Raw genomic sequence first — 22,724 nt, 5'->3', positions numbered from 1 at the left:
TTGCCCATGCTTCAAGTCCTGCGGGTTCTCAGGCACTGGTTACGCCAGCGCCGCCGTTCATGGCGTTGGCGCCCGATGGCAACCAAGCGGCCAAACAAGGTCGAAGAGCCACTTCGCTCGTCCCTGTTCAATGTCGAGCAGATGGAGACGCACGGCCGCGCACTGGCCCGCGAGCACACCGTGCATGCGCAGCCCGGCCACGAACGCCTGCTGGGCCGGCTGGCAGAAAATGAAGGCCTGCTCGACGATGTATTCAGCCTGCTCACCGCCATGGTGCGCGATGAAATGCGGATCACGCCCGCTGGCGAATGGCTGCTGGACAACTACTATCTTGTCGAAGAGCAGATCCATACCGCGCGCCGGCACCTTCCCGAAGGTTACAGTCGCCAGCTTCCTTCCTTGGCCCGAGGGCAATCGGCAGGCCTGCCGCGGGTATATGACCTTTCCCTGGAGGCCATCGCGCATGGTGATGGCCGCATCGATGGCGAAACCATCAGCCGTTTCATTGCCGCCTACCAGTCCATCACGCCACTGAAGCTCGGGGAGCTGTGGGCGATTCCGATCATGCTGCGGCTGGCATTGATCGACAACCTGCGGCGCATGGCGGCGCGGCTGATGCACGATGGCACTGATCGCAGGCTGGCAGGCAAGTGGGCCGGGCAGTTGAACCAGACAGCCGCGGAAAGCCCGAAGGATGTCGTGCTCGTGATCGCCGACCTGGCGCGCTCGAGGCCTCCCCTGTCGGGAGCGTTCGTCTCCGAACTGGCGCGAGGGCTCCAGGGGCGTGGCGGAGTGTTCTCGATGCCGATCACCTGGCTCGAGCAATGGGCCGCTGCCGATGGCCATCGCATCGAGGAACTGGTGCACCTGGAAAGCCAGCAACAGGCAGCGGACCAGGTCTCGATCAGCAACAGCATCGGCAGCCTGCGCTTCCTGGCCAACATGGACTGGCGGGAATTCGTCGAGAGCATGAGCGTGGTCGAACATAGCCTGCGCCGGGATCCCTCCCTTACCTATCCATCGATGGATTTCAGCACCCGCGACAGCTACCGCCACGTGGTCGAAAGGATCGCGCGGTTGGGCGGGATCGATGAAAGGAAAGTCGCAGATACCGCGCTGGAACTGGCACAGGCAGCGGCCCGGGTCGATCCGGCAGCTTTCCAGGCCCATGTGGGCTTCTATCTGGTGGACGATGGCGTAACGCAACTGAAGACAGCGTTGACCGCCTCCGTTGCTGCAGGCCGACCGATTGGACTGCGCCCACGCCGCATCCCCCTGCTTGCCTACCTGGGCCCGATCGCCCTCATCGTCGGCTTGTTCAGCTGGGGCCTGGTGGCCACCGCACCCGCCCTGCACGGCATGCTGCTGGGGCTGGTGGTGATGCTGGCGATCGTTGCGTCCAGTGAACTCGGCGTCATGCTGGTCAACTGGGCCGCCACGTTGCTGGTCCGCCCGCAGCGGCTGCCACGGATGGACTTCTCCAAGGGCATCCCGCCAGGCTCGCGCACGCTGGTGGTCGTCCCCAGCATGTTGGGAAGTCCGGCCGACGTGGACAACCTGGTCGAAGGGCTGGAAGTCCGCTTCCTGGCCAACCGCGACCAGCACCTGCACTTCGCGTTGTTGACAGATTTCCTGGATGCCGACCAGGCATCGTTGCCAACCGACGCCGGATTGCTGGAGCGCGCAGCGCACCAGATCGCACAGCTCAACCATCGCTACGGTCCGACGCGTGCAGGCGAGGGCTCCGATGATCTGTTCTTCCTGTTCCATCGGCCACGCCAGTGGAACCGTGGCGAGAAGCGCTGGATGGGCCACGAGCGCAAGCGCGGCAAGCTGGCCGCACTCAACCGCCTGCTGCGTAGCGGTGCCACCGATGACTTCGTGCAGGTCACCGGCAACATCGGCGTGCTGGCGCATGTGCGTTACGTCATCACCCTGGACACCGATACCCGCCTGCCCCGCGATGCCGCATGCGAACTGGTCGGAACGCTGGCCCATCCGCTCAACAAGGCGTACTTCGATCCCACCCGGCGTTGCGTGGTCCGTGGCTACGGCATCCTCCAGCCCAGCGTCGGCACCAGCCTGGGTGGACGGCGCAGTTCGCGCTATGCACGCATGTTCGGCAACGAGGCCGGCCTGGACCCCTACACGCGCACCGTTTCGGATGTGTACCAGGACCTGTTCGGCGAAGGCTCCTTCGTCGGCAAGGGGATCTACGACCTGGAAGCGTTCGAATTCGCACTGGCGGACCGCTTCCCGGACAACCGCATCCTCAGCCACGACCTGCTGGAAGGCTGCTATGCGCGCGCCGGCCTGATCAGCGACGTGCGCCTGTTCGAGGACTATCCCACCCGTTATGCCGTGGACGTCAAGCGACGCCACCGCTGGATACGCGGCGATTGGCAGCTGCTGCCGTGGCTGCTGCCATGGGTCCCGCGCAGGGATGGCAGCTACGAGCGCAACCCGCTGTCATGGCTGTCGCGCGGGAAACTGCTGGACAACCTGCGGCGCAGCCTGGTGCCCGCCGCTACCACGGCACTGTTGGTGCTGGGCTGGCTGTTGTCTGCCGATCCGCTCGCCTGGACCACCTGGCTGATGGGCCTGTGGCTCCTGCCAGTGCTGGTACCTGCATTGCGTGATGTCGCGGCCCTGCCGGTCGACATGCCACCGAAAGCCCATCTTGTGCAGGTCGGCCGCTCCACCCTGCAACAACTGCTGCGTGCAGCGATCAACTTCGCATGCCTGCCCTACGAGGCATGCTTCAGCCTGGCGGCGATCATCCGCACGCTGTGGCGGCGGCTGGTCACGCGCAGGTTCCTGCTCCAGTGGAATCCGTCCAGCGAAGTAGAACGCGTGCTGGGCGACGGCATGCAGGCCGAGCTGCGCAGCATGGCGCCGGCCGCATTGCTCGCCATCGCCGTTGCGGCGCTGCTGGCCTTCCGACAACCCTCCTCGCTGTGGTTGGCCGCGCCCTTCCTGCTGGCGTGGCTGGCGTCGCCCGTGCTGATGGCCTGGCTGGGGCGGCCACCCGCACGTCGTGCCGCCAACCTGTCCGCCACCCAGCTGGCTTTCCTGGGCAGGCTGGCACGGCGGACCTGGTCCTTCTTCGAGACTTACGTACGCGCGGAAGACCATTGGCTGCCACCGGACAATGTCAGGGAGCATCCCACCGTGGTGGTGGCACGCCGCACCTCGCCGACCAATATCGGCCTGTCATTGCTGGCCAACCTGTCAGCCCACGATTTCGGCTACCTGCAGGCCCGGGGGGTCATGCAGCGCACGCGGCAGGTATTCGACACACTGGAAACGCTGCCGCGCCACCGCGGGCACTTCTACAACTGGTACGACACTGAAACCCTGCTGCCGCTTCCGCCCGCCTACATTTCCACAGTCGACAGCGGCAACCTGGCCGGCCACCTGCTGACCCTGCGCCAGGGGTTGCTCGCATTGGCCGATACGCCGGTGCTGGCACCCAGTACCTTCAACGGACTGGCAGATACCCTCGGCGTGCTGGAAGAAGCACGCCATGAAGCGGAACTTGACGGTGACGCGCTGTCGAGGGCGGTGGGCGACTTCCAAACCACGCTGGCGCAGGCATTGGCACACCCTCCTGCCACGCTGCGCCATGCGGAACGCATGCTTGCCGGGCTGGCAACATACGCGAACGCCATTGCGGTGGCCTGGCCGGCCAATGAGCCCGAAGACCTGCACACGCCGCATTGGCCAACAGCACTGGTCGATGCATGCCGCTCGGCACTGGCCGAACTCCAGTTCTTCGCTGGCGCAGGATCGCCGGACGACATGAACGGCGACGCCATGGCGGACACCCCTATCCCATCGTTGCGCGCGCTGCTGGGGCAATCCACCAACCTGCCGGCCCGTGGCCGTGCACGCGATTGCATCGCTGCGCTCGAGCAACTGGCGCATATGGCCGGCCAGTTCTCGCTGGTGGAGCACGGATTCCTCTATGACCGCTCCCGCCACCTGCTGGCGATCGGCTACAACGTGGATGAGCACCGCCTGGACAGCGGTCTGTACGACCTGCTGGCATCAGAAGCGCGCCTGAGCAGCTTCGTCGGCATTTCCCAAGGCCAGCTGCCCCAGGAAAACTGGTTTGCGCTGGGTCGCCTGCTGACCGAGGTCAACGGCAATGCAACTCTGCTGTCGTGGAGCGGCTCGATGTTCGAATACCTCATGCCGCAGTTGGTGATGCCCAGCTATCCGGACACGCTGCTGGATGAGACCGCACGGCATGCCGTCGAGGCGCAGATCGCATACGGTGCTTACCACAAGGTTCCGTGGGGCATTTCGGAATCCGGGTACAACACCGTGGACACGCGCCTGAACTACCAGTACCGCGCGTTCGGCGTACCGGGACTGGGCCTGCAGCGCGGGCTTGGCAAGGACCTGGTGATTGCCCCCTACGCCAGCATGATGGCATTGATGGTCTTGCCGGAGGCCGCCTGCCTGAACCTGCAGCACCTGGCCACGCTGGGCTTCACCGGTAATTTCGGGTTCTACGAGGCGATCGATTACACACCCACGCGCGTGCCGCACGGGCAGCAGCATGCGGTGGTGCGTTCGTTCATGGCCCACCACCAGGGCATGGGGTTCCTGTCGCTGCTATACCTTCTCCACCAGCAGCCGATGCAGCGGCGCTTCGTTGCCGATGTCGAGTTCCAGGCGACCTTGCTGTTGTTGCAGGAACGTATTCCGCGAAGCGGCATCTTCCATCCGCACAAGGCCGAAGCGCTCGAAGAGCGCGCCACCACAGCGGATACCGAGACACAGCTGCGCATCTTCCATAATCCCGGAAGTTCACGACCGGCCGTGCAACTGCTTTCCAACGGCCGCTACCACAGCCTCCTGACCAGCGCCGGCGGCGGCTACAGCCGCCATCGCGACATCTCGATCACGCGCTGGCGGGAGGATGGAACCCGTGACCACTGGGGGCACTTCTGCTATCTGCGTGATGTGGCCAGCGGTGAGTTCTGGTCGACATCGCTGCAGCCGACGTGCGTACCAGTGGAGCAATACGAAGCCATATTCTCCGATGCAAAGGTCGAATTCCGCGGACGCAAGAATGGCTACGAGACGCATCTGGAGATCGCCATATCCGCGGAAGATGACATCGAACTGCGCCGGCTGCGCCTGTGCAACCGCAGCCGGCATGCACGCGTCATTGAAATCACCACCTATGCGGAGGTGGTCCTGGCGCCGGCCATCGGCGACGAACTGCATCCTGCCTTCAGCAACCTGTTCGTGCAGTCCGAGATCGTGCGTGGGAAACAGGCGCTGTTGTGCACGCGCCGGCCGCGCTCGCACGACGAGGTGCCGCCGTGGATGTTCCACCTGGTGGCCGTACACGACGCCGACATCAGCGCCATTTCCTACGAGACCGACCGTGCGCGCTTCCTCGGGCGTGGCAGCACGCCCCGCGCACCGCGCGCCCTTTCCACCGACGACGTGCTTTCCGACAGCGAAGGCTCGGTACTGGACCCTGTCGTGGCGATCCGTTGCCGGATCGAACTGGCGCCGGGACAGAGTGCGATGGTCGACATGGTGTACGGCGTCGGCGCCGATCGTGATGGCTGCGTGGCACTGGTAGACAAGTATCGCGATCGCCGCCTGGCGGATCGTGTCTTCGACCTTGCCTGGACACACAGCCAGGTGGTGCGGCGCCAGATCAACGCCTCCCAGGCAGACGCGCAGCTGTATGAACGACTGGCTGGGTTGATTGTCTACGCCAACCCGCTGCTGCGCGCAGACACCGACGTACTGCTGCAGAACCAGCGAGGCCAGTCGGGACTGTGGGGCCATGGGATTTCCGGCGACCTGCCCATCGTATTGCTGCAGATATCCGATGCCGACAACATCGAACTGGTCCGGCAGATGGTCCAGGCGCATGCGTACTGGCGCCTGAAGGGCCTGCGCGCGGACCTGGTGATCTGGAATGAAAGCCAGCCGGGCTATCGCCAGCAACTGCAGGACCGCATCCTGGGGATGATCTCGGCCGATCCAGAGGCCAATGTGCTGGATCGACCGGGCGGCATTTTCGTGCGGCCTGGACATCAGATGCCGCACGAAGATCGCGTCCTGCTGCAATCGGTGGCCCGCGTGATCGTCAGCGACCAGCACGGCACCCTGGCCACGCAGGTCGGCCGGCACGAGCCCGCCGGGCGAATGCCGCCTGCCCTGCTGGCCGAGGCGGCAGCGCAGGAGCCGCTCGACGACGACCCGTTGCAGCCAGCGGATGGCCTGCCGCCTGCGCGCGACGCCGATGCAGTAGACCCTTCCAGCCCGTTCCAGGCAGCAGGCAACGCACTGATCCATGACAACGGTACCGGCGGTTTCAGCGCCGATGGCCGCGAGTACGTCATCACCACGCGCGAAGGCATGCCCACGCCGGCACCGTGGTCCAACGTGCTGGCGAACGAGAAGCTGGGAACGGTGGTCAGCGAGAGCACGGCTGGCTACACCTGGTTCGAGAATGCACACGAGTTCCGGCTGACGCCGTGGCACAACGATCCGGTCACCGACAGCGGTGGCGAGGCGTTCTACCTGCGCGACGATGACAGCGGGCGCGTGTGGTCGCCGATGCCGCTGCCCTGCCGTGGGCGCGGTGCATACCGCACGCGTCATGGCTTCGGCTACAGCGTATACGAGCACATGCAGGACGGCATCGCCTCCGAACTGTGGATCTACGTGGCGGTGGCCGACGCGGTCAAGTACTCGGTGCTGAAGGTACGCAATCTTTCAGGTCGACCACGCCGGCTGTCGGTGACAGGGTACGTGGAGTGGATACTGGGTGACGTCCACGCAAAGTCGCAGATGCATATCGTCTGCGAGCGGGATGCCGCCAGTGGCGTGCTTACTGCCCGCAACCCCTACAACACGGAGTTCAGCGGCCGTGTCGCCTTCTTCGATACCGATGCCAGCGGCTGCAGCTACACCGCCAGCCGCACCGAATTCCTGGGCCGCAATGGCAGCATGGGCGACCCGGCCGCGATGCGTCGCGAGCACCTCTCCGGCCGGCTGGGCGTGGGCCTGGACCCGTGTGCCGCGATCCAGGCCCCGCTGCTGCTGGACGACGGTCAGGAACAGCAGACGGTGTTCCGCCTCGGCATGGGCAAGGACCGTGACGAAGCATTGCAGCTGGCGCGCAAGGTGCAGGGCCCGCAGCCTGCCCACGATGCGCTGGCGGCGCTGGGTGCGTACTGGCGCAGCCTGCTGGATGTCGTGCAGGTGCAGACGCCGGATCCCAGCGTGGATGTCCTGGTCAATGGCTGGCTCATGTACCAGACACTGGCTTGTCGCTACGTGGCCCGCAGTGGCTACTACCAGTCAGGCGGTGCGTTCGGCTTCCGTGACCAGCTCCAGGACACCATGGCCAGCGTACATGCGAAACCGGCGTTGACCCGCGCCCACCTTCTGCTGTGCGCGGCGCAACAGTTCCCACAGGGCGACGTGATGCATTGGTGGCACCCCCCGCAGGGGCGTGGCGTTCGCACACGCTGTTCGGACGATTTCCTGTGGTTGCCCCAGGCAGCGTGTCGGTACCTTCAGGTCACCGGCGATGCCAGCGTGCTGGACGAGGACGTCCGCTTCATCAATGGACGCGCGGTCAATTCCGATGAAGAGTCGTACTACGACATGCCCGTGGCGTCCCATCTCCGGCAGTCCTTCTACCACCATTGCGTGCTTGCGCTGCGGCACGGCTGCGAGCTGCTTGGCCAGCACGGGCTGCCATTGATCGGAACCGGCGACTGGAACGATGGCATGAACCGCGTGGGCAGCCAGGGCCGCGGGGAAAGTGTCTGGCTGGGCTTCTTTCTGTTCGATACCTTGCAGCGCTTCGTGGAGGTGGCGCGTGCACGTGGCGATGAAACGTTTGCAGCGTACTGCAGCGAGCAGGCACAGAGCCTGCGCGGGAACCTGGAAACCCATGCCTGGGATGGACGGTGGTATCGCCGTGCCTGGTTCGACGATGGCACGCCGTTGGGATCGGCCGAAAGCGATGAATGCAGGATCGACTCCATATCGCAAAGCTGGTCGGTATTGTCGGGCGCAGCCGATCCCACGCGCGGAAACACGGCCATGGCATCGCTGGCCAGCCATCTGGTGGATCGCCAGGCAGGGCTGGTGAAGTTGCTGGATCCGCCCTTCGACAAGACATCCAAGGACCCCGGTTACATTCGCGGCTACGTACCCGGCGTGCGCGAGAACGGAGGCCAGTACACGCATGCCGCGGTATGGGCAGCGATGGCATTTGCCCAGCAAGGCAACGCCGCGATGGCATGGGACCTGGCGCGCATGATCAACCCCATCGGCCACGCAGCCGATGCCGAGGCGATGGCGACCTACAAGGTGGAGCCGTATGTGCTGGCGGCCGATGTCTACGCCGTCGCCCCGCATGTCGGGCGCGGCGGGTGGACGTGGTACACCGGCTCGGCGGGCTGGATGTACCGCCTGCTGGCCGAATCCCTGCTGGGCCTGCAGCGTCACGGCGACCAGCTTGCCTTGACTCCCTGCCTGCCCCCTGAGTGGCCGGAGTACACGCTTCGCTACCGGTTTGGTTCCAGCCTGTACATCATCCACGTCGAACAGCGCGACGGTGGACCGGCCGGCATGATGCTCGATGGCGTGCAGCAGGCAGGACTGCACATACCACTCGTCGACGATGGCGTCGTCCACCACGCCCGGGTGGCCTGGCCGGGCACGCCGGCATGAGAACCCGGACGGAACTGGATGCGCGGTTGGAGCACCTGTCGCAGATGCTCCCCCCCTGGTTGGCCAAGGCCAGGCATGATGCCCAGTTCTGGCCGCACTTCACGGTGCTGGCGGGTGAACTACTGGCCGACACGGCGGGAGCGGAGACCGCGCATGCCGTGCGCAGGATAGAGGCCATGCTCACTGCAAACGGCAAGGATCCGGCTGTCTGGTATCGCGCGTGCGCGAAGCGGAACCATCGCCACCCCGGCCTTCCCCCATTACCAGGACCATGGCGTGCCAGGTAACCTGGCCATGCATTTCCAGGCAGGGGCAATCGACCGCGCCGGACGATCAGTTTTTCGGCGGGCTGGGGGTGGAGAACGGAATGGCCTTGGCACCGGTGACTGCGCCAATCCGGGCCGTGGTGTGCACGTACAGCGTCACCGGCAATCCGAATTCCAGCGGGCCGTCCACGATGGCATTGGGGCCGATCACCACGCGCGGCGGGCGCGGGAGATTGCTGAAAAGTGGTTTCTTGAGATGCAGCCGCCCGCTGACATGCGAGCCCACGCCCACGGTCACGTCGCTGCTGACGAAGTTGATGTCGCCCTTCACTTCAGTCTGCACCAGGCCGATGCTGCCGCTGACCAGGGAAACATCGCCGGCGATCCTGCTGCCGCGGTCGACGAAAATGTTGCCGCTGACCGAGGTAAGTCCGCCATCGACCTCCACGTTGCGGCCCAGTTTCAGGTTGCCGCTGACGGTTTCCAATCGGCCGGTCTTGACGGTATCGGCGATCTCCACGTTGCCGCTGGTCGTGGCCGCCTTGCCGATCTTCGCATCACCCTCCACGGTGATGTCGCCGCTTACGGTATTAAGGCTGCCGGCCTGGGTGGCGCTGGCCACGCGGATGTCACCGCTGACGGTATTCAGCTTGCCATACTGCTGGCCGGCCTGCGTCTGGATGTCATCGGATACCTTGCTCAGGTTCTGCTGGGCCATGGCAGGCATGGCCGCCAGCAGGGCCAGCCACAGGATGGATTGCGATACGCGCATGCTGATTGCTCCTTGGTGATGAACGGTGCCGGACCCCTGGCATCCTGTAGACCAGTGCACCACACCCGGGCATCGGCCGACATCTGCCTTCGGTCACCGGGACCATCGTCATGCCATGGGCGCGGCAGCGTTGCTTCCGGTCGTGCCCCGGCGATGCGGCACGCGCTGCAGGACTCAGCCTTCCCGCAGCATGTCCACGAACGTACGCAGCGCCGAGGCCATCTGCCGCTGGCGCGGGTAATACAGCACGAAGCCGGCAAATGGCGGACTCCAGTCTTCCAGCATGGAAACCATCTGGCCTGCGTCCAGGAAGGGCCGCGCAGCATCTTCCAGCACATAGGCCACGCCCAGGCCATCCAGCACCGCGCGCACGATGGTGCCCTGCTCGCTCAGGGTCAACCGGCCCTGCACGTCGATCTCCATCGCCTCGCCATCGCGCGCGAACTGCCATTTGTAAAGGTGCCCGCTGGCGAAACGGAAACGGATGCACTGGTGTTGCAGCAGGTCGCGCGGATGCAACGCCACGCCATGCTGCGCCACATACTCCGGCGCGGCCACGATCATTCCACGCAATGCCGGGCCCAACGGCACCGCCACCATGTCTTCGGGCACGAACTCATGCAGCCGCACGCCGGCGTCGAACCCTTCGGCGACGACGTCCACCAGCCCATCGTTTTCAGTCACCTCCACGCGCACGTCCGGATGCGCCTGCAGGAAACGCAGCAGCCGTGGACTCAGTTGGGTCGGCACCGCTGCGCGTGCGGCATTGATCCTCAGCAGGCCAGCCGGCGTGCTGCGGAACTGGTTCATTTCCTCCAGCGCGTCGCTGACCTGCCCCAATGCCGGCTGCAGGCGCTCCATCAGGCGCTGTCCCGCTTCGGTCAAGGAAACGCTGCGCGTGGTGCGATGGAACAGGCCCACCCCCAGGCGTTCTTCCAGCGCCCGGATGGCGTAACTGACCGCCGATGTGGACAAAGCCAGTTCGGCGCCGGCCCGGCGGAAACTGCGATGCCGTGCCACCGCGGAGAAGGCAGCCAGATGGGTGAGGTTGTCGGTCGCCATTATGCAGCCTGCCTTGATGAATCATCCCGATCAACGGCCTATCTGCGCCGCCAGTGCGAGCGTATTGTAAAGCGCCTTTCGACAAACCCGCCAAGGATTCCCCATGTCCCTCGCCCAAGGTTACGCCGTACATTCAAACACCGCGCCGCTGGTGCCGTTCTCCTTCGAACGCCGCGCCGTCGGTGCCAACGACGTCCGCATCGAGATCCTGTACAGCGGCATCTGCCACTCCGACCTGCACCAGGCCCGTGACGACTGGGGTGGCGCGCTGTACCCGATGGTTCCCGGCCACGAGATCATCGGCAAGGTAGTGGAGGTGGGCGCCGAAGTGACCAAGCTGAAAGTCGGCGATTTCGCCGGTGTCGGCTGCCTGGTCGATTCATGCCGCCACTGTGGCGCCTGCGACCATGACCTGGAGCAGTACTGCGAGAACGGCCCCACCTTCACCTACAACAGCACCGAGCGTGGCAGCGACCAACTGACCTTCGGTGGCTATTCGGACCACATCGTGGTCGAGCAGCGTTTCGTGGTGAAAGTCTCCGAAAAGCTGGACCTGAAGGCCGCCGCGCCGCTGCTGTGCGCCGGCATCACCACCTATTCGCCGCTGCGCCACTGGAAGGTCGGTCCCGGCCAGAAGGTCGGCGTGATCGGACTGGGCGGACTGGGCCACATGGGCGTGAAGTTCGCCAAGGCACTCGGCGCGCACGTGGTGATGATCACCACCACCCCGGAAAAGGGTGCCGATGCCAAGCGCCTGGGCGCGGACGAAGTGCTGGTCTCGCGCGATGCAGAACAGATGAAGGCGCATGCCAACAGCTTCGATTTCCTCCTCAACACCATCCCCGTCAGCCATGACACCAACCCGTACATGGGCCTGCTCAAGCGCGATGCCACCATGTGCCTGGTTGGCGTGCTGACTGAACTGGACCCGCCGCTGGCCGGCGTCAGCGTCATCTTCGGCCGCAAGCACCTGACCGGTTCAGCGATCGGCGGCCTGGCCGAGACGCAGGAAATGATGGACTTCTGCGCCGAGCATGGCATCGTCAGCGACGTGGAGATGGTCGACATCCAGAACGTCAACGAAGCATGGGAGCGCATGGCGAAGAATGATGTGCGCTACCGCTTCGTGATCGACATGGCATCGATCAAGGCCTGATGCGTTCTTCCAGGCGCGGAAACGGAAAACCCCGGCAATGCCGGGGCGATCGGGTCCAACGGTAGCGCCGGGCCATCGAAGCAGTTGTTGTAGCGCCGGGCCATGCCCGGCGTTGTAGCGCTGGGCCATGCCCGGCGAGCGAAGCGGTCGCTCAATACGCAAACTCGCGGAACACGTGGTCCACGTCGCCGTTCCAGCGGCCATGGAACAGCGCCAGCTTGCGCTCGGCCGGGGTCAGGCCGGACTCGACGATTTCCTGCAGCACGTCCAGGTAATGGCTTTCATCCATGCCATCGGCATTCAATGCCGCACGGCGCTTCAGGCCTCCCACCGCGATCTTCACCGCCTCGCGTGCGAGGTCACGCACGGTCCCGTTGCGGAACGGCAGGTTCATCGCCAGCTTCGGCACGCCATCACGCAGTGCATGGCGTTCGACCAGGCTGAAGTCACGCACCAGGTCCCACGCCGCATCCAGCGCTTCGTCGTCGTACAGCAGGCCGACCCAGAACGCCGGCAGCGCGCACAGGCGGCTCCATGGCCCGCCGTCGGCGCCGCGCATTTCCAGGTATTTCTTCAGCCGCACTTCCGGGAAGGCGGTGGTCATGTGGTCGGCCCAGTCGATCAGCGTCGGCAGCTGGCCGGGCAACACTGGCAGCTTGCCGGCCATGAAATCGCGGAAACTCTGGCCGCTGGCATCGTGGTACGTGCCGTCGCGGTACGAGAAGTACATCGGTACGTCGAGCAGGTAATCCACGTAGCGCTCGTAACCAAAGCCATCTTCGAAGACGAAATCGAGCATGCCGGTGCGATCGGCATCGGTATCGGTCCAGATATGCGAGCGATAGCTCAGATAGCCGTTCGGCCTGCCTTCGGAGAACGGCGAATCAGCGAACAGCGCGGTGGCAATCGGTTGCAGCGCCAGCGACACGCGGAACTTCTTCACCATGTCCGCCTCGGTGGCGTAATCCAGGTTGACCTGCACCGTGCAGGTGCGGGTCATCATGTCCAGGCCCAGCGAACCCACCTTGGGCATGTAGCGCTTCATGATCTGGTAGCGGCCCTTCGGCATCCACGGCATCTCATCGCGCGCCCACTTCGGCTGGAATCCCATGCCGAGGAAGCCCAGTTGCAGGTCGCCGGCCACCTGGGCGACTTCATTGAGATGGGTGCCGGTCTCCACGCAGGTCTGGTGGATGGTTTCCAGCGCCGCGCCGGACAGTTCCAGCTGGCCGGCCGGTTCCAGCGTCACCGACGCGCCATCGCGCAGCAGGGCGATGGTGCGGCCGTTCTCCTGCACCGGCTGCCAGCCAAAACGCTGCAGGCCGTTGAGCAGCGCTTCGATGCCGCGCTCGCCATCGAACGTCGGCGGACGCAGGTCATCCAGGCGGAAGCCGAACTTTTCATGCTCGGTGCCGATACGCCAGGCAGCGCGCGGTTTCTCTCCCGAGGCGATCACCTCCACCAGCTGCGAACGATCGGTGATGGGCGTCTGCGCGACGTGGCTTGGGCTCGACAAGGGACTGGCTCGCTGGTGGGGAGGCGGATGGAATGGGGCTTGGGCCCCGGCATCACAAGGGCGCACTATAGCGTGCGGCCTGCCTGCGTCACGCGTCCGTGACGGACTTCAGCATCCTATCGGCAGGGTATTGACCCCCGTACACTGGGCGCGATGAGCCACCATTCCCGCCACCCGGAACTGCACCGCTCCGACCGCGTCGGCTGGCTGCGCGCGGCCGTGCTCGGCGCCAACGATGGAATCGTCTCGGTGGCCGGCCTGGTGGTCGGCGTGGCCGCCAGCGGGGCATCGCCCAGCGTGGTGCTGGCCACCGGCGTGGCAGGCACCGTCGCCGGCGCGATGTCGATGGCTGCCGGCGAATATGTCTCCGTGCAGACGCAGGCCGATACCGAATCGGCCGACCTGGCCGTGGAGCAGCGCGAACTGCACGAAGACCCGCACAGCGAACTGGAAGAGCTGGCGGCGATCTACCGGCAGCGCGGGCTGGATGCCACGCTGGCCCGGCAAGTGGCCGAACAGCTCACCTCGCACGATGCGCTGGGTGCGCATGCGCGCGACGAACTTGGCATAAGCGACACCTTGCGCGCTCGTCCCCTGCAGGCGGCGCTGGCCTCAGCGAGTGCGTTCACCTGTGGTGCGGCGCTGCCGGTGCTGGCCGCATTGTCCGCACCGGCCGGGCAGGTGGCATGGGCGACCTTTGCCGCGACGCTGGCTGGCCTGTGCGTCACCGGTGCACTGGCGGCCCGCGCCGGTGGCGCAAGCCCTTGGCGCAGTGCGCTGCGGGTGGCCTTCTGGGGCGTATTGGCGATGGCCGCCGCCGCCCTGGTCGGGCAACTGTTCGATGTCCGGGTGTAACCGATGACCTTGCCGCTTTCCGAAAGCGCCCGGTTGCTGGCCGACATGGCCAGCCTGGCCGGCTGCGACCGCGCGGAAGGCTACGCCTGCATCACCGCCCTGCGCGAACACGGTGCACGCTCCGTGGAAATCGCGCAGGCCCAGTTCGCCATCCTGCTGGAAGGACAGAAGCACGTCAGCACGGCGACCCAGTCACTGCGCTTCGTGCCGGGCGATATCTTCCTGATCACCCGGCGCTGCCGCATTGATGTGGTCAACATGCCTGACCCGCATACCGGCCGCTACCTCAGCGCCATCGTGCCGTTCTGCGCCGAAGCGCTGGCAGCGGCGCGCACGCTGTGGAACGAGCCCTTGCCCGCTCCCGGCGCGACGCTTGCACGGTTGCCGCTGCAGGAGCATGGCACGCTGCTGCGGCGCTGGCGGCAGGCATTGCAGCAAGGCCATTACAGCGAGGCACGGCTGGCACTGGCCACGTTCGTCATCACCTTGAGCCGGCAGGGGCATGGCAGCCTGCTGCTGCCACCGCAGCCGACGCTGAGCGAACAGGTCCGCGACCACATCGCCGCCGAGCCGGCGCGCGACTGGCAATCCCGCGACCTGGAAGCAACGCTGGGGCTGAGCGGTGCCACGCTGCGCCGCCACCTGGCAGCCGAAGGCAGCAGCCTGCGTGAGCTGCGCATCGAAGCGCGGCTGGCCCACGCCATGGAGCTGCTGTACACCACCACGCTGCCATTGAAGTCAGTGGCCGCACGTGCCGGGTACCGCTCGCTGGCCAGCTTCAACAAGCGCTTCGTCGAACGCTACGGATTGCAACCGGCCGAGCTCAGGTAGTGCCCGGCGGCTGGCCGGCAACCTCGTGCAGCCACTGGCGCGTGCGAGCGTTACGCGCAGCACCTTGAGCGCATCGCGCGCACAACGGATGCCACGATGGCGGCATGCGGCATACCCCGCCAGACCGGACCCTACCCTGCCATGCCCCAGCCGTCCTTCCCCCTGCGCAGCGCCCTGTCGCTTGCCTTGTCCTGCCTGCCGTTGGCCACGATGGCCGCCGCACACGCGACTGCGCCCACCGAGCAGGTGCCCGGCGTGTACCGCCAGCGGATAGGCGCCCTGCAGGTCACTGCGCTGTTCGACGGCATCGTCAGGCTGGGCCGGAAGGAACTGGTAGGCGTACAGCCCGCCGTGGTCGACCACGCGCTGGAAAACCGCTACGTCCCGGAAACCGACAAAGGCCTGCAGACTGCGGTCAATGCCTTCCTGGTCCGCGACGGCGACCACCTGACGCTGGTCGACGCCGGCACCGCACAGTGTTTCGGCCCCGGCCTGGGCCAGGTGCTGGCCAACCTGCGCGCTGCAGGCGTGGATCCGTCGGAGGTGGATGACGTGCTGCTTACCCACGCCCATCCGGACCACCTGTGCGGCATCCTCGATTCCCAGGGCGAAGTGGCCTACCCCAACGCGACAGTCTGGCTATCACAGGCCGATGCAGGCTACTGGCTGGATCCCGCTTCCGAGGCCGGCGCACCGCAGGGCGTCCGCTTCGCCTTCGCGCTGGCACGCACTGCCGCCGCGCCCTACCAGGCAGCAGGACGCCTGCGCCTGTTCCAGCCTGGGCAGGCGCTACCGGGCCATGCCATGGCGTTGGACACCCATGGCCACACGCCGGGACATGTGTCATTCCGCTTCGACAGCCAGGGCCAGTCGCTACTGGTATGGGGCGATGTGCTGCATTACCACGGCGTGCAGTTCGCCCACCCGGACGCATCGTTTGAAGCAGACAGCGACCGCCAGGCCGCGATCAGCAGCCGCCGCGCGATGCTGTCCCAGGCCAGCGACGGCAAGTGGTGGGTCGCTGGCGCGCACCTGCCATTCCCCGGGCTGGGCCACGTGCGCCGCGATGGTGATGCCTATGCATGGGTGCCAGCGGAATTTTCGCCGCTGTAACGCGGCAGGAAACCCACCGGTAGCGCCGGGCCAGGCCCGGCGATCGTAACGTTAAAGACCGAGCCAGCCGCCGATGATGCCGCGCGCTTCGTCCACGCCCAGCCGGCTTTCGCCGGAAAACACCTGCACGCTCACGGTCTCGCCAAAAGCCGCGTGCAGCTCCTTGCGGACCTTCTGCAGCGACAGGTTCTGCTGGCTGCGGCTCAGCTTGTCGGCCTTGGTCAGCAGGGCATGCGCCGGCAGGCCGCGCTGCACCGCATAGGCCAGCATCTGGCGGTCGTAATCCTTCAGCGGATGGCGGATATCCATCACCACCACCAGGCCCCGAAGTGCATTGCGGGTACGGAAATACTGGTCGATGAAGGCCTGCCAGTGCGCCTGCAGGTCCAGCGGCACCTTGGCATAGCCGTAACCGGGCAGATCGACCAGGTGGGCTTCGGGGGTGACCTGGAAGAACACCAACTGCTGGGTGCGGCCGGGCGTCTTGGACACGCGTGCCAGCGCGTTCTGGCGGGTAAGGGCATTGAGGGCGCTGGATTTGCCGGCATTGGAGCGGCCAGCGAAAGCCACTTCGGCGCCTTCATCGGGCGGCAGCTGCCGCGCGTTGTGGGCCGAAACGTAGTAGTGGGCGCGTTCGATGAGAAGAGACATGCGTATAGGATCGCATGTTGCGACGCCGCGCGCCCGGACCCGTCGATTGACCGTGCCGGGAACAGCCGTTGATAATCAGGTACATCCGGGCGGAGGGCCTGGCCGGACCAGAACGGAGCTTTAGCATGCGCCACGCTCGCGTTGTTGCCGTTTCCGCAGTTGCAGTCTCCATCCTGGCCGCCGCCGCTTGGGCGCAGACCAGCATCACCCCGCTACCGGACAACGGTCCGATCCAGACCGCATCGCTGGAGGTCGACTTCAGCAAGACCACCTGGGGCGATGCCACGGCCGGCCAGGGCAAGGCATCCGCCTGCGCGGCATGCCATGGCGTCGATGGCAATGCCACGGTCGAGATGTATCCCAGCATCGCCGGCCAGAGCGAACGCTACACCGCCCAGCAGATGGCGCTGATCGCCACCGGCCAGCGGACCTCCGGTGCATCGGTGGCGATGGTCCCCTTCGTCAAGGACCTGACCCCACAGGACATGCGCGATATCGGTGCGTACTTCGCCACCCAGAAGGCCGCCTCCGGCATCGCCGACGACACGGCGGTCACCGAGGGCCCGTACAAGGACCTGAAATTCTACGAGATCGGCCAGCAGCTTTACCGCGGCGGTGATGTCGCGCGCGGCCTGCCGGCCTGCATGGCCTGCCACGGCCCCACCGGCGCGGGCAACCCGGGCCCGGCGTATCCGCACATCGGTGGCCAGCACGCCAGCTATGTCGCGCGCCGCCTGCAGGAATACCAGGCAGGCCACACCGGCGAGACCGACAAGGCCCACTTCCAGATCATGGCAACGGTGGCCTCCAAGCTGACCGAACAGGAAGTCCAGGCGCTGGGCAGCTACCTGCAGGGCCTGCACGACCGCGCCGACGACGTGGCCGCGCAGTCGCCGGCCAGCACGCCGACGGCCGCTCCCTGACGACCGCCCATCCTGCCCGGTAACCACCCTGGCAGCAGCCTGAGGTATGTTCATCTCCGCGCCGGCGCCCGCCGGCCATCGTTTCCATGGAGATGCATGTCGATGAGGTTGATTCCCCGCCTGTTGCTGTCCCTGCTGGCGCTGATGCCGCTGGCCCTGTCCGCGGCACCCACCGGCCCTGCCCTGCAGGAAGGCCGCGATTACGAACGCATCGCCGACCCGGGCCCGTTGCAGCCGCTGGCCGGCAAGATCGAAGTGGCCGAAGTGTTCGGCTATACCTGCCCGCATTGCGCGCATTTCGAACCGCAGTTGCAGGCCTGGGTGGCCAAGCTGCCCAAGGACGTCCGCTTCACCCCGGTGCCGGCTGCGTTCGGCGGCCCATGGGACACCTGGGCCCAGGGCTATTACGCGGCCGACCAGCTGGGCGTGGCCAAGCGCAGCCACGCGGCCGTGTTCAAGGCCCTGCACGAAGATCGCAGCCTGCCGATGCAGAACGTGTCGCCCGAAGAGCTGGCCACGTTCTACACGCAGTACGGCGTGACCGAAGCGGCATTCATTGCGGCATTCAAGAGCGACGCCGTGCAGGCCAAGGTGAAGGCTGCGCGTGAATTCGCCCAGCGCACCAGGACGCCCGGCACGCCCGCGCTGATCATCAATGGCCAGTACCTGGTCAAGGGCACCAGTGCCGACGACCAGTTGCGCATCGCCTCGGCGCTGATCGCCCAGGCCCGTGGAGATGCAGCCGGCTCCAGCAAGGGCCGCTGAACCGCGCGCCACCCACACGCGGCGGCGATGCCTCCGCGTGTCATCATTCGTTCCTGGCCGGTGCCCAGCGCCGGCTTCAACCATCGCTGGAGATGCTTCGATGAAGACCCGTTACGCCCTCACCCTGGTGGCGCTGCTGCCGATCCTCGCCGCCTGCAAGGCCGATGATGGCACCGCCAACGTGACCGCGCCGGCCGACACCACCCCCGCCGCAGAGACCGCACCGGCCGATGCCACCGACGCGGGCACCACGCCGGCTGAAGGCAGCGAGCAGGCTGCAGGTGCCGAACAGGCCGCTGGCAGCGAAGCCGCGCCGGCAGTTGCCGCCACGCCGATGCGCCTGACCGGTCCGGAGCCGGTGGCCGGCACTGATTACGTGGTCATCGAGAATGGCCAGCCGTTCCAGCCGGTAACCGGCAAGGTCGAAGTGGTGGAGATCTTCGGCTACGTCTGCCCCGCCTGCGCCGCGTTCCAGCCGCTGGTCGGCCCGTGGAAGGCCGGTCTGCCGGGTGACGTGAACTTCGTCTACGTGCCGGCCATGTTCGGCGGTACCTGGGACGACTATGGCCGCGCGTTCTATGCCGCGCAGACGCTGGGCGTGCAGGAAAAGACCCACGAAGCGCTGTACGCCGCCATCCATGCCGAGCAGACCCTGAAGGGCGAGCGTGGCCGCGATTCGGTGGACGACATCGCCGGCTTCTACGCCAAGCACGGCGTGGATGCCAAGCAGTTCACCGCCACCATGAGCAGCTTTGCGGTCAATGCGAAGACCAACGCCGCCAAGCAGTTCGCCCAGCGCAGCCAGATCTCCGGCACCCCGTCGATCATCATCGATGGCAAGTACCTGGTGAAGGGCAAGTCGTTCCAGGACTACCTGCGCATTGCCGACCACCTGATCGCGCGCGAGCGTGCGGCCAAGGCCGGAAACTGATACTGGCAACGCGCATACCGTCGTGACCTCCCCCCACTCACGTACCCTGCGCCTGCTGACGGCCAACATCCAGGCCGGCTCGAGCACCCGCCGGTACAGTGACTATGTGACCCGCAGCTGGTCGCATGCACTGCCGGCGGGCCGCAAGCGCAGCAGCCTGGATGCCATCGCCACGCTGGCCCGCGGCCACGATATCGTCGGCCTGCAGGAAGCCGATCCGGGCAGCCTGCGCTCGGGCTTCACCAACCAGACCCACTACCTGGCGCAGCGCGCGGGCTTCAACTACTGGAGCCACCAGCCGAACCGGCGCATGGGCGGGGTGGCCTCTTCGGCCAACGGCCTGCTGAGCAAGCTGGAGCCGGTGGAAGTGCAGGACCATGCCCTGCCCGGCCGCATTGGGGGGCGTGGCGTGCTGCTGGCCAAGTTCGGCGACGGTGCCGAGGGACTGGCAGTGGCCGTGGCGCACCTGTCGCTGGGAGCCGGCTCACGGCTGTCGCAGCTGTCATTCATTGCCGAGATGCTGTCGGACCATCCGAACGCCGTGCTGATGGGTGATTTCAACTGCCTGGCCGAACGCCCGGAAATGCAGGTGCTGTACCAGAAGACCACCCTGCAGCCACCGGGATGCGTGGTGCCGACCTTCCCCAGCTGGCGGCCGGACCGTGCCATCGACCACATCCTGGTCAGCAGCAACCTGAAGCAACGCAGCGTCGAAGCCGTGGCGGCCGCCTTCTCCGACCACCTCGCGCTGGCCATGTCCATCGACGTCCCGGAAAGCGCCCTGCGCTGAAAAAAGGGGACGGAGGGGATTAAGGCGTTTCGGGCCATGCCAGAAACGCCTTAATCCCCTCCGTCCCCTTTTTCGTTTCATTGCTAATGCGAATCACTCCCATTATCATGAATGGAGCGTGATCGCACAGGGCCGTGCGCAAACACGCCCCCTCTATCATTTGCGCTTCGGTAATGACCATGAACCGTTCTTCGACGCTGCTGTCCCGCTCTCCCGCACCCCACCGCCTGCCCCAGGCACTGCTGGCGGCCCTTTGCACCATGGCGGCCGCATCCGCTTCTGCGCAGGACATGCCCGATGCAGGATCGGCCAGCGCCACCACGCTGGATGGCATCGTGGTCAAGGGCGAGCGCGCGGAAGGCTACTCGGTCCGCCGCACGTCCGCCGGTACGCGTTTCGACCTGGCGCCGCGCGAGATTCCGCAGTCGATCAGCATCATCAGCCACCAGCGCATCGAGGACCAGAACCTCGACGACATCATCGACGTGCTGGCCAACACCACCGGCGTCAGCAGCACCCAGTCCGATACCGAGCGCACCGAGTTCTACGCGCGCGGCTTCTACATCGACAGCTACCAGTTCGACGGCCTGCCCACGCAGATGGTGCAGAACTGGAGCTACGGCGATTCCGGCCTGGACCTGGCCCTGTACGACCGCGTGGAAGTGGTGCGCGGAGCCACCGGCCTGCTCAGCGGTGCCGGCAACCCGTCGGCGTCGGTCAACCTGATCCGCAAGCATGCCGACAGTGCCGAGCTGACCGGCAGCGTGTCGGTGAACGTCGGCAGTTGGGGGCGCACCCGCAGCACGGTGGATGTGACCACGCCGCTGAATGCCAGCGGCTCGGTGCGTGCGCGCGTGATCGGCAGCTACCTGGACACCGAATCGCAGATGGACCGCTACGACCAGCACAAGACGCTGGGCTATGCGGTGATCGACGCCGACCTGACCCCGGACACCCAGCTGAGCGTGGGCTACGACTACCAGCAGAAGCGCGCCAACGGCGCGACCTGGGGTGGTTTCCCGATGTGGTACTCCGACGGCACGCCGACCCCTTACGACGAATCCTTCAGTGCGAACCCGGGCTGGACTTACTGGGATACCACCAGCAAGCGCCTGTTCGCCACGCTGGAACACGCCTTCGCCAATGACTGGAAGGTCAAGATCGGCGCGACCCACGACAAGACCAACGCCAACGACAAGCTGTTCTACCCGTCGTACACCGCCTTCGACAAGGTGACCGGCAGCGGCATCACGCCGATGGCCGGCTTGTACAACACCGAGCGCAAGGTCAACGGCGTGGACGGCTTCGTGGAAGGCCCGTTCCAGCTGTTCGGCCGCGAGCACCAGTTCATGGCCGGCCTGAGCTACAACAAGCGCGAGTACGCCAACTACGGTGACTTCCAGGTCGGCGGCACCGATACAGCGTGGGGCCCGATCGACAACTATCTCAACTGGACCGGCAACTTCCCGGAACCGGACTGGAATCCGCTGAGCCTGGCCAGCCAGGGCACCATCACCCAGAAGGCCGGCTACGCGGCGACCCGCCTTTCATTGGCCGATCCGTTGAAGCTGATCCTCGGTGCCCGTTACACCGACTGGAAGAGCGAGGGCGAAGACGCCGACCGTTCGCACAAGGTCACCACGCCCTACGCCGGCCTGGTCTATGACCTCAACGACACGTACTCCACCTACGCCAGCTATACCGAAATCTTCCAGCCGCAGACGCTGCGCACCAAGCAGGGCAGCTACCTGGACCCGGTCGACGGCAAGAGCTACGAAATCGGCGTCAAGGGGGCGTGGTTCGACAACCGCCTGAACGCCTCGCTGGCCGTGTTCCGCATCGAGCAGGACAACGTCGGCCAGGCCACGATGGACAAGGTCGACGGCAACGAACTCGAAACCGCGTACATCGCCGCGCGCGGCACCGTCAGCCGTGGCGTCGAGCTGGAGCTCAACGGTGAACTGGCCCCGGGCTGGAACGCGACCTTCGGTGCATCGCGCTACGTGGCCAAGGATATCGACGGAGCGGACATCAACACCAACCTGCCGCAGACCACGCTCAAACTGTTCACCAGCTACACCCCGCAGTCACTGCAGGATCTGACCGTCGGTGGCGGCGCCAACTGGCAGAACCGCATCTACTATCCGATCCCGGGTATTGGCCGCTTCGAGCAGGAAGGCTACGCACTGGTCAGTGCCTTCATGCGCTACCGCATCTCGCCGGAGTTCAGCGTGCAGGCCAACCTCAACAACCTGCTGGACAAGAAGTACCTCTCGCAGATCACCGGCTACGGTGCGTACGGCGACGGCCGCAATGGCTCGCTGACGTTCACCTACAGCTTCTGACCCCACGCGGGCCCGGTA

Annotated in this window: 14 protein-coding genes; 10 read left to right on the top strand and 4 right to left on the bottom strand. The window is 65.9% G+C overall.

What is annotated here, in order from left to right:
- The first annotated feature begins 75 nt into the window (after positions 1-75).
- Positions 76-8,730, top strand: a complete 8,655-nt coding sequence (locus tag H4O11_RS07360) for a glycoside hydrolase family 94 protein (protein ID WP_246333333.1) — start codon at positions 76-78, stop codon at positions 8,728-8,730.
- Positions 8,731-9,063: 333 nt separating this feature from the next.
- On the opposite strand, the gene H4O11_RS07355 is transcribed toward H4O11_RS07360, so the two are convergent.
- Entirely contained in the window at positions 9,064-9,768 is a 705-nt protein-coding gene (locus tag H4O11_RS07355) for a DUF4097 family beta strand repeat-containing protein (protein ID WP_182338750.1), read from the bottom strand.
- A gap of 174 nt (positions 9,769-9,942) precedes the next feature.
- A complete protein-coding gene (locus H4O11_RS07350; RefSeq protein ID WP_182338749.1) occupies positions 9,943-10,830 on the bottom strand; it encodes a LysR family transcriptional regulator in 888 nt (295 codons plus the stop codon).
- A 103-nt stretch (positions 10,831-10,933) separates the two neighbouring features.
- Here H4O11_RS07350 and H4O11_RS07345 point away from each other — a divergent pair, with 103 nt between their 5' ends.
- Positions 10,934-11,986: an NAD(P)-dependent alcohol dehydrogenase gene (locus tag H4O11_RS07345; RefSeq protein WP_182338748.1), complete on the top strand. Its 1,053-nt coding sequence runs from the start codon at positions 10,934-10,936 to the stop codon at positions 11,984-11,986.
- Between the two features lie 151 nt (positions 11,987-12,137).
- Here the strand turns inward: H4O11_RS07345 and H4O11_RS07340 are convergent, their stop codons facing one another.
- Complete coding sequence (locus H4O11_RS07340) at positions 12,138-13,502, bottom strand: glutamate--cysteine ligase (RefSeq protein WP_182338747.1); 1,365 nt, start codon at positions 13,500-13,502, stop codon at positions 12,138-12,140.
- 153 nt (positions 13,503-13,655) lie between these two features.
- On the opposite strand from H4O11_RS07340, the gene H4O11_RS07335 reads away from it, so the two are divergent.
- From H4O11_RS07335 to H4O11_RS07325, 3 genes are all read left to right on the top strand, one after another.
- Entirely contained in the window at positions 13,656-14,357 is a 702-nt protein-coding gene (locus H4O11_RS07335; RefSeq protein ID WP_182338746.1) for a VIT1/CCC1 transporter family protein, read from the top strand.
- Positions 14,358-14,360: 3 nt separating this feature from the next.
- Positions 14,361-15,188: a helix-turn-helix domain-containing protein gene (locus tag H4O11_RS07330; RefSeq protein WP_182338745.1), complete on the top strand. Its 828-nt coding sequence runs from the start codon at positions 14,361-14,363 to the stop codon at positions 15,186-15,188.
- A gap of 141 nt (positions 15,189-15,329) precedes the next feature.
- The gene (locus H4O11_RS07325) at positions 15,330-16,301 is read left to right on the top strand and encodes an MBL fold metallo-hydrolase (protein ID WP_182338744.1); all 972 of its coding nucleotides are present in this window, start codon (positions 15,330-15,332) and stop codon (positions 16,299-16,301) included.
- Positions 16,302-16,352: 51 nt separating this feature from the next.
- Here H4O11_RS07325 and yihA read toward each other — a convergent pair whose 3' ends face one another.
- Positions 16,353-16,952: a ribosome biogenesis GTP-binding protein YihA/YsxC gene (gene yihA, locus H4O11_RS07320; RefSeq protein ID WP_182338743.1), complete on the bottom strand. Its 600-nt coding sequence runs from the start codon at positions 16,950-16,952 to the stop codon at positions 16,353-16,355.
- 125 nt (positions 16,953-17,077) lie between these two features.
- Between yihA and H4O11_RS07315 the strand changes: the two genes are divergently transcribed.
- From H4O11_RS07315 to fhuE, 5 genes are all read left to right on the top strand, one after another.
- Positions 17,078-17,875, top strand: coding sequence for a c-type cytochrome (locus tag H4O11_RS07315; protein ID WP_182338742.1), 798 nt, complete (start codon positions 17,078-17,080; stop codon positions 17,873-17,875).
- Between the two features lie 102 nt (positions 17,876-17,977).
- A complete protein-coding gene (locus H4O11_RS07310; RefSeq protein ID WP_182338741.1) occupies positions 17,978-18,640 on the top strand; it encodes a thiol:disulfide interchange protein DsbA/DsbL in 663 nt (220 codons plus the stop codon).
- A gap of 100 nt (positions 18,641-18,740) precedes the next feature.
- Complete coding sequence (locus tag H4O11_RS07305) at positions 18,741-19,571, top strand: thiol:disulfide interchange protein DsbA/DsbL (protein ID WP_182338740.1); 831 nt, start codon at positions 18,741-18,743, stop codon at positions 19,569-19,571.
- A gap of 52 nt (positions 19,572-19,623) precedes the next feature.
- Positions 19,624-20,361, top strand: a complete 738-nt coding sequence (locus H4O11_RS07300) for an endonuclease/exonuclease/phosphatase family protein (RefSeq protein ID WP_182338858.1) — start codon at positions 19,624-19,626, stop codon at positions 20,359-20,361.
- A gap of 179 nt (positions 20,362-20,540) precedes the next feature.
- Positions 20,541-22,706, top strand: a complete 2,166-nt coding sequence (gene fhuE, locus H4O11_RS07295; RefSeq protein WP_182338739.1) for a ferric-rhodotorulic acid/ferric-coprogen receptor FhuE — start codon at positions 20,541-20,543, stop codon at positions 22,704-22,706.
- Positions 22,707-22,724 lie beyond the last annotated feature (18 nt).

The sequence above is a fragment of the Stenotrophomonas tumulicola genome (assembly GCF_014117215.1).
Taxonomy (GTDB): domain Bacteria; phylum Pseudomonadota; class Gammaproteobacteria; order Xanthomonadales; family Xanthomonadaceae; genus Stenotrophomonas; species Stenotrophomonas tumulicola.
This window is presented reverse-complemented; position numbering and strand designations above follow the sequence as displayed.

Bases quoted from the DNA above. Each gene is read 5' to 3' on its own strand.
- H4O11_RS07345 (WP_182338748.1), top strand. From the start codon at position 10,934: ATGTCCCTCGCCCAAGGTTACGCCGTACATTCAAACACCGCGCCGCTG.
- H4O11_RS07335 (WP_182338746.1), top strand. From the start codon at position 13,656: ATGAGCCACCATTCCCGCCACCCGGAACTGCACCGCTCCGACCGCGTC.
- H4O11_RS07355 (WP_182338750.1), bottom strand. From the start codon at position 9,768: ATGCGCGTATCGCAATCCATCCTGTGGCTGGCCCTGCTGGCGGCCATG.
- H4O11_RS07315 (WP_182338742.1), top strand. From the start codon at position 17,078: ATGCGCCACGCTCGCGTTGTTGCCGTTTCCGCAGTTGCAGTCTCCATC.
- H4O11_RS07330 (WP_182338745.1), top strand. From the start codon at position 14,361: ATGACCTTGCCGCTTTCCGAAAGCGCCCGGTTGCTGGCCGACATGGCC.
- H4O11_RS07325 (WP_182338744.1), top strand. From the start codon at position 15,330: ATGCCCCAGCCGTCCTTCCCCCTGCGCAGCGCCCTGTCGCTTGCCTTG.
- fhuE (WP_182338739.1), top strand. From the start codon at position 20,541: ATGAACCGTTCTTCGACGCTGCTGTCCCGCTCTCCCGCACCCCACCGC.
- H4O11_RS07360 (WP_246333333.1), top strand. From the start codon at position 76: ATGGCAACCAAGCGGCCAAACAAGGTCGAAGAGCCACTTCGCTCGTCC.
- H4O11_RS07350 (WP_182338749.1), bottom strand. From the start codon at position 10,830: ATGGCGACCGACAACCTCACCCATCTGGCTGCCTTCTCCGCGGTGGCA.
- yihA (WP_182338743.1), bottom strand. From the start codon at position 16,952: ATGTCTCTTCTCATCGAACGCGCCCACTACTACGTTTCGGCCCACAAC.
- H4O11_RS07310 (WP_182338741.1), top strand. From the start codon at position 17,978: ATGAGGTTGATTCCCCGCCTGTTGCTGTCCCTGCTGGCGCTGATGCCG.
- H4O11_RS07305 (WP_182338740.1), top strand. From the start codon at position 18,741: ATGAAGACCCGTTACGCCCTCACCCTGGTGGCGCTGCTGCCGATCCTC.